Below are 17677 nucleotides of genomic sequence, written 5' to 3' on the forward strand. Positions count from 1 at the left end.
TATTGATTAATATAAATGTTGTAATAAATTGTATGTTTAAATATAGTGCTAAAAGATTTTTTAAGGTATTTTTTATTTGTAAATAGTTAATTAATACATAATATTTTAAGAAATTGTGGCAAATTTTAAAATTTATAAATAAATTTTGATTTTATATAAATTATGTCTATAAAGTTAATTATTTAATAATATAGTTTGTTAGTATAAATTTTATTTTTATTGAAGGAATTTTGAGGAAAATAATGGAAATTGCTTTACCTGATTTTTATAAAGTGAATTTGCTTGTGGTAGGAGATGTTATGTTAGATCGATATTGGTATGGGTCTTTATCTAATATTTCTTTAGAAAATTCAATTCCAATAGTGAAAAAAATTTTTATTCAAGAATGCCCTGGTGGGGCAGCTAATGTTGCATTTCATGCAGGGTTGCTCGGTTGTTCTGTTCATTTAATTGGTTTTACTGGGTTTGATGATGAATCGTGTATTTTAAATAAACAACTTAGCAAAAAAAGTGTAATTTGTGATTTTATAAAAATTCCTATGTATTCAACTATTATTAAATTGCGTATTTTATCGGATAATAAAGAGATTGTTCGCGTTGATTTTGAAAAAAAATTTACAGATGTTAATATGCATTTTAAATTATTAGATCACATGAAATTAGAAATTTCAAAAGCTGGAGCTTTGATTTTATCAGATTATGATAAAGGGACACTTAAAAATATAGAGAAAATGATTTCGTTAGGAAATAAATATAATATACCAGTGTTAATTGATCCAAAAGGTTTAGATTTTTCTCGTTATAGAGGGGCAACATTATTAACTCCAAATTTGTTGGAATTTGAAAAGATAGTTGGACCATGTAAAAATGAAACAGAATTAGTTAATGCTGGAATGAAATTAATTCATGATTTTGATCTCTCTGCATTATTAATTACTAGATCTAAAGAAGGTATGAGTTTGTTGCAAGTTGGAAAAACTCCTTTGCATATTCCCGCTAGAACTAAGAGGGTTTGTGATGTTACTGGAGCTGGTGATGTAGTGATTTCTGTTTTAGGAGCTTCTTTGGCTTCTGGAAATAGTTTAGAAGAATCTTGTTTTTTAAGTAGTATGGTTGTTGGAGAAGTTATAAAAAAAAATAGAATTTTTTCCACGTAACATAATTAAAGTGGTAATTTAAAAAATTTTGTATATAAGAAAAATAAGGTAAATTTTGGTATTGTATAAAAGAATGAGTTAGAAAAGTAGTAATTCTGTTTCGCTAATTCCTAGAAACAATAGTTATGGTGTGCGGAATTTTTGATTTTTTGTATATAAATTATATTAATTTTCTTATGAATACGAAAATTAGGAGATAGATTAATTGTAGTGATACAGAATGAATTTTATTTTAAATTTTCAGAATAAAAAAGTTTTCAGTTAATTTTTTGTACAGTTGTATGTAGTTTTTTATTGAAATTGTATGGGATGGGTAGTTTTTTTTAAGAATGATATTGCTTTGTAGATTAATGTTTAATATTTTTTGGATTTTTTAATAAATAGAAGAAATGATTATAATTAATTCATAATGTATATAATGTATTTTGATAAAATTTTTAAGAATTTGTATTTTGTAATTTTGCTCGTTATAATTTATTTTTATATGTTATTTATGAAAGTTTATTTAACTTGTTTAATTTTTTTATGTTTATGTCGCTAATGAAAAATATTTGAATGCGAGATTTTATGGTATGTTAGTATATGATTTTTTATGAAGTTTTGTTTTTATTTTTATATACTTAATGTTATTAGAATTGTTTTATATTAGTTTTTTGTTTTTTTAATTTTGATTCATAAAAATAATAAAATTTTATATTAAAACAATACTAATGTTATGTTTAAATTTTTTTGAAATATGTAGATTTTGTTATGAGTTAATTAATTATTTTTTTAAAGGAAAGGTTGATTTATTGTTTATATAATTATGTAAATTTTAATTAATTAGATTTATTTGTTTTAAATTTAAAAAACAATTAAAAATTAGTTTTTGATTCAATATTTTATTTTTAGAAAGGTATATTTGTTTGGTGTTGTTGATTTTTGTGTATAAAGTTAGAATTATTGTATACATTTGATAGTATATTTTTGATTATAATGTGTATAAATGATGTTTTATTAAAAAGTTTTAATTTTTGTAATTTTTAATTTTATTTTTATATTATTGTGACATGTTATATATTTATATTTTAATTAGTTTATTAATTTTTTCATAATTTATAGATGTATTTTAAGTTTTAATAGAGATAAATTATGCAAATTTTATAAGTTTATGATTTATTGCATGGTGTAAAAATGATTTTTGTTATTTGTTTTTTCTTTTATTGGTTTTTGTTTATATATTTGGAATAATATTGTATGTTTAATTTTTTACACATAACACATGTATTGTTGGTTGTTGTTTTTTTTTGTATATTTGTAATTTTTGGTATAAAATTAATATTTGTTATTCATATAATAAAGCAAATTTTTCAAAAAGCTATTGTAGATCATTAAAATATTTATTATATATTTTATTTTACATATGTAATTCAATTTAATATGAGGTAATAGTAAGAAGAAAGTAGTAAAATTTGGATTTTATATTGTGGTTATTTGGAAATTTATTCGTTTAATGTAATAATTTTATACATATAAAAAATATTTATACGATTTTTTTTTAAATTTTTTTAAAAATGAAATATTTTTTAGATATTTTTTGGTATGAGAAATCGTGGGTAGAGAAATTTGTTATTCTTCAAATCTTATGTTGTTATTTGGATAAAATTTTTCATGTTTCTGTAATTTCAATTTTTTAGTATTATACAATAAAGTGAAATTCAATAATTTTTTAATGGATTGATAATTATTGAAATTTTATTACTTATATAATTATAGAAGACAATGTTTATAGTTCACTAGTTATTTCCATAATATGATGAAAGATGAAATGGAAAAATTAATTTGTGGTAATAGATAAAGAAAGGAACAATAAATTTTAAGTTTATTTTTTAAAAAAGTGTATAATTTTATTATTTTAAATTTGATTTACATTAAAATTTATAATTTAAAATTTGGCTTGTATTTAAAGGAGTAATGTTTTTTATTTTTATGTTTTGTAAGATCTTTTATTCCTTTTAATTTTGGAAAGAATTTTAATAATGTTTTTTCTATTCCTTCTTTTAAAGTGTATGATACCATTGAGCAGCCATTACAATTTCCACTGAATTTTACAATTAATTGCATATTTTTATCAATTTTTATGGCTTCTACTTGACCTCCGTGATATAGAAGTTTTGGATTAATGTATGTTTGTAAAAATGTTTTAATTTTTTTTATAAAAGTGGGTGTAATACCAAGGTTGTCATTTTTCTTGGTATTGTTTTTGTTTTCTTTTTTTATATTTGGAGCTTTTAACATTAATTGTAAATGGGATTCTTTTTTTATTAAATCTATTTTTGCGTTTTTTAAGTATGGAATGTGTGTTTTGTTAATATAAATTGAAAAATATTTAAATTTTAATTCAATTTCATTTGTTTTTTTTGTATTTAATAAGTAATATGATAATTTACATTCTGCATAAGGTGTTCCTGGATGTGTAATAGTTATTTTAATTTGTGTGTTATTTTTTTTTTTGGATAGTAATTTTTTTAAATATTTTTTTGCAGAATTTGTTATATAAATCATAGCTATGAATTTTGGTTTTTAATTTAAAATTATTTTTTTATCAGAAATTTGATTATTAGATATTTTGCAATTATATATAAAATATATTTTTCATATTTTAGTTTTTGTACATATTATAGTTTGTTTGATTTTTTTTGTAAAGTTTTTGTTATTAGGATGTGTTTATTGTGCGTGTTATTTAATATGTTTGTAATTTTAGAAGAGGTGAATTGTTTGTTTTTATTTTTTAAAGAGAGTTTTGGATGTGAGATAAATTTGTATTTTTTTAAGTGGTTTAATTTTTTTCAATAAGATTTTATTTAAAATATTAATTATATTGATAAATATATTTTAGGTTGTATTATTAAAGTATTTTTTTGAGATTAAAATTATCTATTGATTTTATTGTTTATTAATATAAATCTGTTAATAATGAAGAATTTTTTTGTTTTATTAAAATAATGTTTGATTGTTTAAATTTTTATAAATTTGTTTTTTTAATGTATTGTATAGGTTTTTTGATATATTTTATAATTTTGTATAGAAAATATATTTATTTTTTAAAATTTGTTTTTTGGTATTATAGAAATTAAAAAAGTAAATTTCAGAGTTATTTAAAATTTTTATTAAATATTAAATTAGTTTGTTTATGAAATTGTTGTTTTTATTATATTATGCATCCATATATGTGTTAAAAGTAATGCGCATACATTTCTAGTGTCGCAAAAATTAGGTTCATTAAGCAATTTTAGCATGTGATTTACTGGCCAATATATTATTGGAAGCGATTCTGGTTCATCTCCTTTTAGTTCTTTTTTATATAATTTTTTTGCTAAAACTATATTTATTGTACCAGGAGTGTAAGATGGTGATATGAATAGTTTGTGAAGTAGGACAATTTTTTTTGCTCCAAATTTTGTTTCTTCCATTAATTCGCGATTAGCTGCATTTATAATATTTTCTTCAGATTTGATCGTTCCTTTTGGAAAATTTAATCTGTAATTTTCTGTTCCTATTCCATATTCTTGTATTAGTAATAATTGATTATGTATTATTGGAACTACTATAACAGTTTCTAGGTTTTTAGGTTTTAACCTTTCATATGTTCGTTTTTTTTTATTGTTAAATTCTAGATCAATTGATTCAATAGTAAACAATCGAGAATTTGCAATATTTGTAATTTGATGAATAATAGGCATGTTGAATTTTTTTCATAAATGTTTTGATAAATTTTAAGTTTGTTATAAAAACTTTATTCTAAAGTTATATTTTTATTTAATGTTATTTACTATTGTTAATTTTAATCTATATTGTATTTGGAAAGTATTTTCTTGAGATTTAGTTTTATAGGTTTAAATTTTATAAATGTTAATTTAATTTATTAAATTTAGTTTTTATTTTGCAATTTAAATAATTTCGTTTATTTTTTTATAGTTATGTATTATATAATTATGTATTTTACATATATGTATACAAAAATATATCTATTTTTTTATTTTAATATAAATTATAATATGTATATTGGATAGCAGTAGAATAATAAAATTTTTTAATAAAAAGTAACAATTTTATTGGTGGCGTTGATATAATGCAATTTTTTTTAAGTTATTATATTATTTTGAATGTTTTATATTTAAATTTTGTTTTATAATTAGTTGATTTTGTAATGTAACATAACATGATTTTATTAGAAATTTTCATATGATATATTTTTAAGTTTTGTGATATTATAAAATTTTTAAATTTGTGAAAGAGTTTAATGAAAATTTGTACATTTTATTTAAATATACTATTTATTGGGTAATTTATAAAGTTAATTTTTTTTGTTTTAATTTTGTTGAATGATATAAAATATATTTTTGTATGTATTTGAATTTTTAAAATTTTCTTGTTTAATTAGTTATTAAAATGTACACTAATTCTATTAATTGTTAACATATTTAAATTATTTAAAATGTTTATAATTTTTATATTGATATTTTAAAATAAATATATAGAAGTAGTTTTTTATATAAATGTATTGTGATTTTTATTTTTGAGATTTCTTTTGTACAAGTTAATAAATTTGTAAGATTTTATATAAATTAATTGTAAAGTTATAGATAAATATTTTTAAATTTTAATTTTATATAAATTCGTTTAGTATGATTATTGTGCGTATTTAATTGAATTATTTATTATGAGCTAAATACGAATTGTGAATTTTATATTGAAAAAATTTTATTTGATATGTTAAAGAAACGAAATATTTTTTTGATTGGACCTATGGGTTCTGGAAAAAGCACTGTTGGGAAAAAATTAGCAGAAAAACTTGGTTTTAGTTTTTTTGATTCTGATAATGAAATTGAACGAATAAGTGGTGTCAATATAGCATGGATATTTGATGTTGAAGGGGAACGGGGATTTCGAAAAAGAGAAATAAAAATAATTAGTGAACTTGTGATGAAAAATAATGTTGTATTAGCCACTGGAGGTGGATCTATTATTTCATATGAAGTAAGAAATTTTCTTGTTAGTAATGGTGTAGTTATTTATTTAAAAGTTGGAATTGATACACAATTAGCTCGTACTAGGTTTGATAAAAGTCGTCCTTTAATTTTGTTAGAGGAAAGTAAAAAATATGCAATTTTTCAACGTTTATCTAATGAACGTAGTTTGTTTTATGAGGAAATTTTTGATTTAAAAATATGTGTAGATAATAAAAGTATTGATACAATAAATAATGAGATTATAAAGTTTTTAGAAGAAATACAATTTTAGTTTGTGAATTTTAACTTTATATGATTTATAATATTATATGAGTACGTAGAAGATTATGGAAAAAGTTATTGTTAGATTAAAAAAATATAGTTATCCTATAATAATAACTTCTGGATTGTTTAATAATTTAGAAGTTTTTAAATCGTTAGTTTGCGGTGATCAAGTGATGATTGTGACAAATGACTGTATCTCTAAATTGTATTTGGATATATTAAAAACACAATTGATTAAGTTTGGAGTTAAAGTTGATCAAATTATTTTGCCAGACGGGGAAAAATATAAATCTTTAGAAACTTTAGAGAGAGTTATTTATGCTCTTTTGATTAATAATCACGGAAGAGATACAGTTGTTATTGCTTTAGGGGGTGGGGTAATTGGGGATTTGGCTGGGTTTGCTGCTTCTGTTTATCAGCGGGGAATACGATTTATTCAGATTCCAACTACATTATTATCTCAAGTTGATGCATCTATTGGTGGTAAAACTGCTGTTAATCATGTTTTGGGTAAAAATATGATTGGTACTTTTTATCAACCTAGTTCAGTAATTATAGATATAGATTGTTTGAAAACATTGCCTGAAAGAGAATTTTCAGCTGGATTAGCTGAGATTATTAAATATGCTATTATTTTTGATAGTTGTTTTTTTAATTGGCTAGAAGACAATTTAGAAGAATTGTTTTTGTTAAAATATAAAGCAATTTCTTATTGTATTCGAAGATGTTGTGAATTAAAATCTGATGTTGTGGTTGCAGATGAATATGAAAGAAATGATAAGCGTGTTTTACTTAATTTTGGCCATACTTATGGGCATGCGATTGAAGCATATACAGGATATGATGGAAGTTGGTTGCATGGAGAAGCTGTTTCCGCTGGAATGATGATGGCAATTTGTTCTGCTATTATTTTAAAAATTTTCAATAAAAAAGATGCTGTTAAAGTTAAAAAATTATTATTGCGTGCAAGGTTGCCGATTTTTGGTCCAAAAAATATGGACAAAAAAGACTATTTATTTTATATGATGAAAGATAAAAAAAATATATCAAATAAAATGAGATTAGTTTTGCCAGTATCACTGGGAGAAGCAAAAATATTTTCCGATATAACAGATGATCTTATATTATCATCGATTCAAAATTGCAGAAGTTTGTTTTTATTTTAATTGTATAATATTTATTTTATTTTTATAATTGATTATATTCTATATTTTATAAAAGTATAAATTTGTAGTGTAAATTTTTGTTTGTTGTTATCGTTGAATTTTATTGTATTATAAAAATATAGCTGATGAGTAGTTTTGAATTAAAAGAAAAATTTAATGTTTTAATGAATATTGGATTATATTATATGAGAATAATTTGAAATTGGGTTTTGTTTTAAAAAGTTTGATAATGTAGCTTAATATTTATAAATTTAAGAAGGTTTTATTTTTAAAGAATTAATTATTATATAATTTATGGATAAAATTTATGTTTCCCCTTCTATATTATCTGCAGATTTTTCCAGGTTAGGAAAGGAGGTTTCTAGAGTTGTTTCTTGTGGGGCAGATACTATACATTTTGATGTAATGGATAATCATTATGTTCCTAATTTAACCGTAGGTCCTGGAGTGTTAAAATCGTTGAGACGATATGGGATATCAATTCAAATTGATGTGCATTTGATGATACGTCCTGTGTGTGATCGTTTGATTTTGGATTTCATAAATTCTGGAGCTAATTGTATTATTTTTCATCCTGAAGTGTCAGATAATATTGTTAAATCTTTAAGATTAATTAGAAAATATGGTTGCAAAGCAGGATTAGCTATTAGCCCTAATGTTTCTTTGGATTTTATAAATGATTTTATTAATGAAATAGATATTATTCTGATATTATCTGTTAATCCTGGTTTTTCTAATCAAACTTTTCTTCTTTCTAGTGTGAAAAAGATTAAACAAGCAAAAATATTGATAGAAAAAAGTGGATTAGATATTGATTTAAGCGTAGATGGGGGTATTAACATAAAAAATGTTAGTGATGTTGCTTGTCTTGGTGTAAATATATTGGTTATTGGATCAGCTATTTTTGATCGTTCGGATTATTTACGTGTTATGAAAGAAATTAGAAATAAGTTAAAAAATTTTCTATAAAAAATTATTAAAATATTTTATTTAAGTAATTTATAAATTGATATTTATGGTATTAAAATAAAAATTAATTTTAGTTTTATTGTTGAATATTTTTAGTTCTTGATTAATAAGTGGGTACTAAAATATTTAAGAATAGAGTGTAATTCATAATTACATTATTAGGTATTTTATATTTTGTGTATTCTAATTTTAATATTTAATTTAGTTTTATTAATTTAAAAATTGGAACGTAATATGGATAAATCAGTTATATTTAGCGCTATTCAACCAACTGGAATATTAACTATAGGGAATTATATAGGCGCATTACAATCATGGAATAAAGTGCAAGATGATTACAATTGTATTTATTCTGTTGCTGATCTTCATGCTATTACTGTTCGTCAAAATTTTAATACTTTGCGTAAAAGATCATTAGATTGTGTTGCGTTATGTTTAGCGTGCGGCGTTGATCCTTCTAAAAGCACAATATTTATTCAATCTCATGTTTCTGAGCATTCTCAGTTAGCCTGGATTCTTAATTGTTTTGCATATTTTGGAGAACTAAGTCGTATGACCCAATTTAAACATAAATTATTGAACAGGGAAAATAATATTAATATTGGTTTGTTTGATTATCCAACATTGATGGCTGCTGATGTTTTGTTATATAAAACAAATTTTGTGTTGGTTGGGGATGATCAAAAACAACATTTAGAATTTATTCGTCGTCTTTCTAGACGTTTTAATTCTATATATGGAGAAGTTTTTATGGTTCCTAAAAAATTTTTTGTTAAATTTAATAATAAAGTAATGTCATTATTAGATCCTAAGAAGAAAATGTCTAAGTCTGATATTAATTATAATAATATTATTACTTTATTGGATAGTGCTAATTCAATTGTTGAAAAAATTAAATATGCTATTACTGATTCAGATAATCCTCCAGTTATTCGTTATGATCCTGTAAATAAACCAGGGATATCAAATTTATTAAATGTTTTATCTGCTATTAGTGAAAAATCAATCTCTTGTTTGGAAAAGATGTTTGCAGGAAAAATGTATAATGATTTAAAAAAAGAAGTTACTGATGTTATTTTAGATAGAATATTGTCTATACAATCTCGTTATTATTTAGTTCGAAATAATGAAGATTATTTGTATAAAATAATATTTAATGGAGCAAAAAAAGCTCAGAGAAAAGCTTACGTAATGCTAAATAAAATAAAAGAACTCATAGGATTTATTGTACATAATCAAGTTTAAAACTAATTAAATTTTTTTAATTTTTATTAAAATATATTTTATTATTCTAAAATATTTATCATATTTATTAAATAGTAGATTGGTTGTTTATATTTAGTGTATTGTAGTGATATTAAATAAGATTTTATATATTTTTATATAATTGTTTTGAGTATTAATAAAATATTTTATCTTAATTGTTTATTTGTTATTTAATTTTTCATTATTGTAATATTAAATTAATTTTGTTAAAATTTTATTTTTACAATAATTTGTGTTAAGAATTATTATATTTAATTGATTAATTATGAGAATTGTTTTGTTTTTAGAATAAAATGTTTTAATATATTTTGTATTATAGTATTTGATCTTTATAAAATGGATATTGTAATAAATTTATTGAATATATTGTATTGTAGTTTATTTAATTAAATTTGAGTGAACAATATTATAAAGAAATAATTTTGTTAATTAATAGTAGTTATGTGTTTTATATTAGATTTAATGATGGAAAATTAAAAAATTTATTAATATTTATAATGTTTATATATACTTTGTGTGATTATTTTTATATAAATTAGTTTATATTTTTTGGTTTTTTGTGATAAATTTTGTTTTGTTGAAAGATTGTATTTTGTTTAGTTTTTTAACTATATTAAAATAACGTGATCTTTTGTATGAAAATATGGCGTAATTTTTTATGCTACAGTTATTTACTAGTTTAGATTTGTATATTGATATTACTTTAGTTATTGCTTTAATATTTGTTTTTATTTATGAAATTATTAATGGATTTCATGATGCAGCTAATGCTGTAACTACTGTTATTTATACAAAAGCTTTGAAACCTAATTTAGCTGTTTTAATTTCTGGTGTATGTAATTTTTTTGGGGTTTTGTTTGGTGGATTAAGTGTAGCTTATTCTATTGTGCATTTATTGCCAATTGATTTTTTGTTAATGAAGATTAATTCTTTTCGCGGATTAGCTATGATATTTTCTATGCTTTTATCTGCAATTTTATGGAATTTAGGAACTTGGTATTTTGGTTTACCGGCTTCTAGTTCTCATACTCTTATTGGTTCTATTATTGGAGTGACTTTTATACATGCTTGGTTAACTAAAAATTCAATTTTGCAGGAATTGCATTTATCACATTTGATTGAAATTTTTTTGTCTTTAATTTTTTCTCCTTTAATTGGGTTTATTTTTTCTGCTGCTGTTCTTTTATTTTTGCGCTGTTGTTTTAATATTAATAATAGTAAGTTTCATTATATTCATTTAACACCGGAAGAAAGATGTCAAAGAGATGGTATTTCTAAACCCCCTATTTTTATACGAATTGGTTTAATTATTTCATCTGCTGGAGTAAGTTTTTCTCATGGATCTAATGATGGACAAAAAGGTATCGGTCTTATTATGTTAGTTTTGATGGGTATTGCTCCTGTAGAGTTTGTAGTTAATTTGAGTGCTAGCACTCAAGATATTTGTCGAACCAATGATGCTGTTGTAAATTTTTATAAGTATTGTATACAAAATTATGATATTTTTAATTTTCATGTTACAGATTTTAAAAAAGAATTAATATCTTTGAAAAAAAAAGATTGTTCTTTTTATACTATTTCTTTAGTTCCTGTTTCTTTGTTTTATTTTGATTTTTTTATTAATGACGAAAAAAATATTTTATTTACAAATTGTATAGAACAAAAGTTTGTTTTTGAGGATATGTTTAAAAAAAATTATTTATTAATAGAAAAACAATCTTTATATTATAATATATCTCGTATTATGTTTATTATTAATCATACTTTGTGTTTGTTAAAAAATTTAGATAATTATAATCAATTGGATTTTAATCAACGTATTTATATTCGTTATTTGTTGATTTCTATTTCTGATATTATTTCTAAAGTAGAAAAAATTCCTAATTTATCTGTTTTAGATAAGATTTTTTTATCTAATTTAAAAAAAGATTTATTAAATACAATAGAATATGCTCCAATTTGGATTGTTATTTCTGTAGCGTTGTCTCTGTCTTTAGGCACAATAATAGGATGGAAGCGAGTTGCAATTACAATTGGAGAAAGAATTGGGAAGAAAAGTATGACTTACGCACAGGGTTTGTTATCTCAAGTGATTTCAGCAATATCTATTGGAATAGCTAGTTATATAGGGAAACCAGTATCTACAACACATGTATTGTCATCCTCTATTGTTGGAACTATGTTGGTGCAGGGAAATGGTATTCGTGCAAAAACTATAAAAAATATTTTAATGGCATGGATACTAACCCTTCCTGTAACTATGTTTTTGTCTGGAAGTTTATATTTGTTTTTTCTTTTTGTTATTATTTTTTTAATTTGAGGTTTTTTGGAATTAATTTTTATAAGAAGTTTTTATATTTTGTGATTGTTTTATATTTTATTGATCAAATCAAAAAATTTTTTATTATTTTATATGGAGAATTTTATGAGATATGTTAAATATTTTTGGATGTTATGTTAAATGTTTATGATTTTAAATCAGTTTTATTAATTGTAATTCCGTATTGTTGTAGCATAGCGTCTATTTTGGGCTTTCTTCCTATAAATTTAGTAAATAGTATTAAAGGATTTTGTGATCCTCCTTGTGATAAGACATGTTTAATAAAAGATTTTCCCGTTTTTTTATTAAAAATTCCTTCTTTTTCAAATCTTGACCAGGCATCTGCGGATAATATGTTAGACCATAAATAACTATAATATCCTACAGAATATTCTCCTGAGAAGATATGACTAAATGTATTTGGAAATTGTATCCATTTAATATATGGTGTAATTGATGTTTTTTTGTGGATTTTTTTCAATATTTTTGAAATGTTTATATTTTTTTGTGGTTTATAATGTATAATAAAATCAAATAAGCATAATTTTAATTGATGTAAGATAAATAGTCCTGATTGGTATTTTCTTATTTTTTGTAATTTTTTTATTATATTTATTGGGAGTGGTTCTTTTGTGTTAAAGTGTCCAGAAATTAAAGTTATAGATTCTTTTTCCCAACAATAATTTTCCATAAGTTGGCTGCATGATTCTATGGCGTCTAATGGTATTCCATGTATCCCAGAGATATTTGGAATATCAATATGAGTTAGGATATGTTGTAATGCATGCCCGAATTCGTGAAATAATGTTATTACTTCATTATGGGTTAGTAGTGTGGGTGTTTCATTTACTGAAGGACTAAAATTACAAATAATATGTGCAATAGGTTTTTGTATTTTTTTGTTAGATTCGTTGCGCATTAGCCCAACGAATTCGCTCATCCATGCACCACTTCTTTTATTTTGTCTTGTGTATAAATCTAAATAAAAGCTTCCTTTAAATTCATTTTTTTCATCGAATATATCAAAAAAGGATACAGTTGGATTCCATGTTTTTATTGTTTTGTTTTGTATAATTAAAATTCCGAATATTCGATTTAGAATTTTAAATAAGCCTTGTAAAACTGTATTTATTGGAAAGTAGGAACGTAGTTTTTCTTCATTAATGGAAAATAAATGTTGTTTTTGTTTTTCGCTGTAAAATGTTATGTCCCATGGATATTTTGTATGATAATTAAAATGTTTTTTTGTGAAAGATTGTAGTTGTTTTAATTCTTTTTTACCTTTTTTTTTTGCATATTTTATTAATGTTGCAAAAAATTTTAAAAAATTTTTTGGGTTTTTAGCCATTTTTGTTTTTAATGAAAGATTTGCATATGTTGTATATCCTAGTAATTTTGCTAGATTATGTCGTAATTTTAAAATCTTTTTAATTATTGGGCCATTGTCCCATGTATTTTCATTAAAACCTATGTTGGATGCTCGAGTATTATAAGCATAATAGCATTCTTTTCTGAAGGATGAATTATTGCAATTTGTTAATATTGATAGATAAATCGGTAAATCTAGAGTTATTATCCATTCTGTTTTTTTATTTTTTGTTTCTTTGTTTTTTATGTTTTCTAATATGTCGTTTGGAATTCCGTCTAGTATTATTTTGTTAGTGATAATTTTATTCCATTTTACAGTTGAATCAAATACATTGTTATTGTACGATGTTTCTAATATAGATAGCTGAGTAATAATTTTTTCATATTGTTTTTGTTTTTTGATTGATAAATGTACTCCAGATAGTTTGAAATCACGGAGTATATTATTAATTGATTTTTTTTGTTCTGTGTTTAATTTTGAATAATATTTGTTTTGTTGCAAAGATAAATAGGATTTGTATAATTTTATATTGTGTCCTACCCAAATATTATATTTTGTAACAAGAGTTAAAGAGTGTTTATAGGCTTGTCGTAATTTTACGGTGTTTCGTACTGCATTTAAATGTTCTATAATGGACCATATTTTTATGAAATAATTATTTATTTCTTGCATAGGTTGACATAAGTTATCCCATGTAAATAAAGTTTTTTTAGAAGTAATTTTTTTTATTGAATCATGACAATATTTTATTATATGTTCAGTTGCTGGTATAATATGATCGTGTCTGATTTTAGAAAAAGGGGGTAAAGTGAAGGTTTTTAATAATGGATTGTTCATTCTGTTTTTGTATAAATCTTATAGTGTATTATTTATATTTTATTGAAATATATATGTACTACTAATGAAATTTTACAATATAATTTATGAAAATCAAATCATTTTATGTTTAAATTTTTGTGAAATTGATTTTTGTTGTTTCAATTTTAAAAAAGTTATTAAATTTTAGTTTTTATTTTTGATTTCAAAATTATTGGAGTAATTTGTATAAATTAACTATGTGTGAAAATTGGGAAATTTGTTATTGTGTGTTGCATAACAAAGATAATGTAAATAATTTTAGAAACAGTTTTTTTGAATTTTAGGAATTTTTTTATTTATTAAATGTATATTTTATGTTTTTGTAAAATTTGTGGCTAATTTTTGAATTGAATATTTGTAAGTATATTTCTGATTTTGTAATAAATACATTTTGTATGATTTTATTAAATTTTGAACAAAATTAAATGATGTTTAGAATTATTTTGATTAAGTTGATTTATGATATAGTTGGTATAATACGTTTCCTGTGATTTTTTTTTTGTATTTTTTCCAGATTTTTGGAATAGTTACGTTAGTGGAAGAATTGGCGTTTGTTTCAATGTAGATCCATGCGTTTTTTGATAAAATTTTTTTTTCTAATATTTTTATTGTTTTTTTTAATAATGTTTTTTTTTGAAATGGTGGATCAATAAATACTATATCAAATATTTTTTTTGTTTTTTTTAACCAAAATATGCTATTGGTTAGAATTGAGATTGCATTTTTTATTTTTAATGTTTGCAAATTTTTTATAGTATAATTTCTAATTATACTATTATTTTCTAATAAAAATGATATAGATGCTCCTCTGGAAATTGCTTCTAATCCTAATATTCCACTTCCTGCAAAACAATCTAGACAACGTGTTTTATAGATTATTGGGTTTAACCAATTAAATAGAGTTTCTCTTATTTGGTTTTTTGTTGGTCGTAATTTTGGTTGATTTTTTGGTAATATTAATGTTCTTCCTTTCCATTTTCCTGAAATAATTTTTATTTTTTTTTGGGATTTTTTTTTCATTTTATGAGATTTGTATAAAATTTAATGTTAAAAAATATTTTATTGTTTGTATCATTTGTAGTTTGTTTATTGTGATTATTTATATTTCATAAGATTGTTTTTTAGAATAAAATCTATTTTATAAATAATTCTACATAGAAAATTGTATTAAAAATTTTTATAAAATTTATTTTGTTTTCATAAATATTTGGTTAAATTTTTTGATTTTTGATTTTTTAAATAATATTAACAGTTTAATGTTTTATATTATATATTAAGTAAATATTTATTATTGGTTTTTGAATTTTGTAGATGTAGAGTATATGTTTATTACAATTGTTTTGCAAATTTGATTTTTTGTAATTGTGAAGTTGAATAATAATACATACTATTATTTATAAGGATAATTGAAAAATAAATTTTATTATTAATTTTTAGAAAATTATTTTGTATTAAATATTTGATGATATAGATTTAGAAAATGTATTTTATATATATGTATTATAATTTTGAGATAATAAAAATATTTTTTAAAAATTAAATTTTAAATTTGTATTTATATGAAATATTTTATTATAAAATTTGTGTATTATGGTTTATATAAATTTTCATTAGTTTCATGTTTTAATGAAACTAAATAGATTGTTATTTTAAAATTGTAATTATGATAACAAAATATTTAAAGAATTTATTGTTTTGATTTCAAAATTCTTTTGAATAAATAATTAACTTTTATAAAATTTTGATATTTATTTTAATTAAAACATTGTTTATGATATTTTTAAAAACATATAATTTTAATACGCACTATCAATATCTTAAAAAATTAAAAAAAATTCCTCAAAAAAGTGAGGATGTTGATATTTTGTTAAATCCGAAAGATTTTTTTCGTTCTGTTATGAGAATTATTAGTAATGCAAAAAAAAGAATTTATTTAACAACGTTATATTTAGAAAAAGATTTTAGTGGGGAAAAGGTGTTAGAAGAAATTTATCATATAAAATATATAAATTCTTCAATAGAAATTGCTATTTTAGTAGATTGGCACCGTGCTAAAAGAAATCGTGTTGGTAGTATTTTAGTAAATAATAATCGTAAAATTGTTACAAATCTTGATTGGTATTTAAGTATGGCAAAAAAATATTCTCATGTAGATGTTCCTGTATATGGGGTCCCTGTTAATATTTATGAAGCTTTAGGAGTATTTCATTTAAAAGGATTCATAGTTGATGATCAGGTGATATATACAGGTGCTAATTTAAATAATATGTATTTTCATCAATTTGACAAATATAGATGCGATCGGTATCAAATTATTCGCAATAAATATTTAGCTGATTCTTTTTTTGAATATATTAATAAAAGATTACTTTCTTCAAAGGTAGTGCATAGAATAAATTGTTTTTCTGATTGCACCAAAAAGTTAAAAATTAATAAAAATCGTATTAGAATGTTTCGTAAACATTTAAAAAATAGTCAATATTGTTATAAAGGAGTTTTAAATTCGAACACATTGTCTGTTATTCCATTAGTAGGGCTGGGGGAAAAGAATATTTTGAACGAAACAATTTATCATTTGATTGGTTCTACCAAAGCTATAATGACGTTATGTACTCCTTATTTTAATTTTCCAAAATTTTTATTTAAAAGTGTAATCAGTTTATTACATGATGGGAAAATAGTTGAAATTATTGTAGGGGATAAAAAAGCTAATGATTTTTATGTTTCTTCTAAAGAAAAATCTTTTGGAATATTAAGAATTATTCCTTATTTGTATGAAATGAATTTATGTAACTTTGTTGATCGATTACAAAAATATATTGATAATGGGCAATTATTAGTTAGGGTTTGGAAACACAAAAAAAATACTTATCACGTAAAAGGTATTTGGATAGATAATGTTTGGTATTTGTCTACTGGAAATAATTTTAATTCTAGAAGCTGGAGATTAGATTTAGAAAACGGAATATTGTTTTATGACCCCAACGGGGTATTACGTATTAAATATGAAAAAGAGCTTTTTTTGATTAGAAAAAATACTAAAATTATTAAGGATTCTTCTAATTTTGAAGGTATTCAAGACTATCCTATTAAAATAAGAAGGTTTATTTATCGTATATGCTATATTTATATAGCTAGATTGTTGAAAAAAATATTATAATTTTGAAAATTTTTGTAAATTAGGGAATTTTATGAATGATTTTTTGTATTAAATTTATTTTTGAAAATTGAAAATTATATTTTGTTTTTATAAGAAATTTTGTTTTATATATGAAAAATTTTGTTCTCAATGTGTA

At 21.8% G+C, this 17677-nt stretch carries 11 protein-coding genes; 7 read left to right on the forward strand and 4 right to left on the reverse strand.

The window, feature by feature from the left end; translation table 11 throughout:
- Window positions 1-242: 242 nt before the first annotated feature.
- Window positions 243-1157: a PfkB family carbohydrate kinase gene (locus tag WEOB_RS00305; protein ID WP_281263926.1), complete on the forward strand. Its 915-nt coding sequence runs from the start codon at window positions 243-245 to the stop codon at window positions 1155-1157.
- A gap of 1917 nt (window positions 1158-3074) precedes the next feature.
- Here the strand turns inward: WEOB_RS00305 and WEOB_RS00310 are convergent.
- Window positions 3075-3701, reverse strand: coding sequence for a NifU family protein (locus tag WEOB_RS00310; RefSeq protein ID WP_281263927.1), 627 nt, complete (start codon window positions 3699-3701; stop codon window positions 3075-3077).
- A 626-nt stretch (window positions 3702-4327) separates the two neighbouring features.
- Window positions 4328-4879: an ADP compounds hydrolase NudE gene (nudE, locus tag WEOB_RS00315; protein WP_281263928.1), complete on the reverse strand. Its 552-nt coding sequence runs from the start codon at window positions 4877-4879 to the stop codon at window positions 4328-4330.
- Between the two features lie 1030 nt (window positions 4880-5909).
- Here nudE and aroK point away from each other — a divergent pair.
- From aroK to WEOB_RS00340, 5 genes are all read left to right on the forward strand, one after another.
- A complete protein-coding gene (gene aroK, locus WEOB_RS00320) occupies window positions 5910-6440 on the forward strand; it encodes a shikimate kinase AroK (protein WP_281263929.1) in 531 nt (176 codons plus the stop codon).
- 55 nt (window positions 6441-6495) lie between these two features.
- Window positions 6496-7599 (forward strand): 3-dehydroquinate synthase, encoded by a 1104-nt coding sequence (gene aroB / locus WEOB_RS00325; RefSeq protein WP_281263930.1) that lies wholly within the window; start codon window positions 6496-6498, stop codon window positions 7597-7599.
- Window positions 7600-7893: 294 nt separating this feature from the next.
- Window positions 7894-8568, forward strand: a complete 675-nt coding sequence (gene rpe, locus WEOB_RS00330; protein ID WP_281263931.1) for a ribulose-phosphate 3-epimerase — start codon at window positions 7894-7896, stop codon at window positions 8566-8568.
- A gap of 234 nt (window positions 8569-8802) precedes the next feature.
- Window positions 8803-9813: a tryptophan--tRNA ligase gene (trpS, locus tag WEOB_RS00335; protein WP_281263932.1), complete on the forward strand. Its 1011-nt coding sequence runs from the start codon at window positions 8803-8805 to the stop codon at window positions 9811-9813.
- Between the two features lie 679 nt (window positions 9814-10492).
- Complete coding sequence (locus WEOB_RS00340; protein ID WP_281263933.1) at window positions 10493-12154, forward strand: inorganic phosphate transporter; 1662 nt, start codon at window positions 10493-10495, stop codon at window positions 12152-12154.
- Window positions 12155-12299: 145 nt separating this feature from the next.
- On the opposite strand, the gene WEOB_RS00345 is transcribed toward WEOB_RS00340, so the two are convergent.
- Window positions 12300-14360 carry a M3 family metallopeptidase gene (locus WEOB_RS00345; protein ID WP_281263934.1) on the reverse strand — a complete coding sequence of 687 codons (2061 nt, stop codon included), beginning with the start codon at window positions 14358-14360 and terminating at the stop codon, window positions 12300-12302.
- A 468-nt stretch (window positions 14361-14828) separates the two neighbouring features.
- Entirely contained in the window at window positions 14829-15401 is a 573-nt protein-coding gene (gene rsmD, locus WEOB_RS00350; protein WP_281263935.1) for a 16S rRNA (guanine(966)-N(2))-methyltransferase RsmD, read from the reverse strand.
- Between the two features lie 751 nt (window positions 15402-16152).
- On the opposite strand from rsmD, the gene pssA reads away from it, so the two are divergent.
- Entirely contained in the window at window positions 16153-17541 is a 1389-nt protein-coding gene (pssA, locus tag WEOB_RS00355) for a CDP-diacylglycerol--serine O-phosphatidyltransferase (RefSeq protein WP_281263936.1), read from the forward strand.
- The last annotated feature ends 136 nt before the right edge of the window (window positions 17542-17677 follow it).

The sequence above is a fragment of the Candidatus Westeberhardia cardiocondylae genome (genome assembly GCA_001242845.1).
GTDB classification, from domain to species: Bacteria; Pseudomonadota; Gammaproteobacteria; order Enterobacterales; family Enterobacteriaceae; genus Westeberhardia; species Westeberhardia cardiocondylae.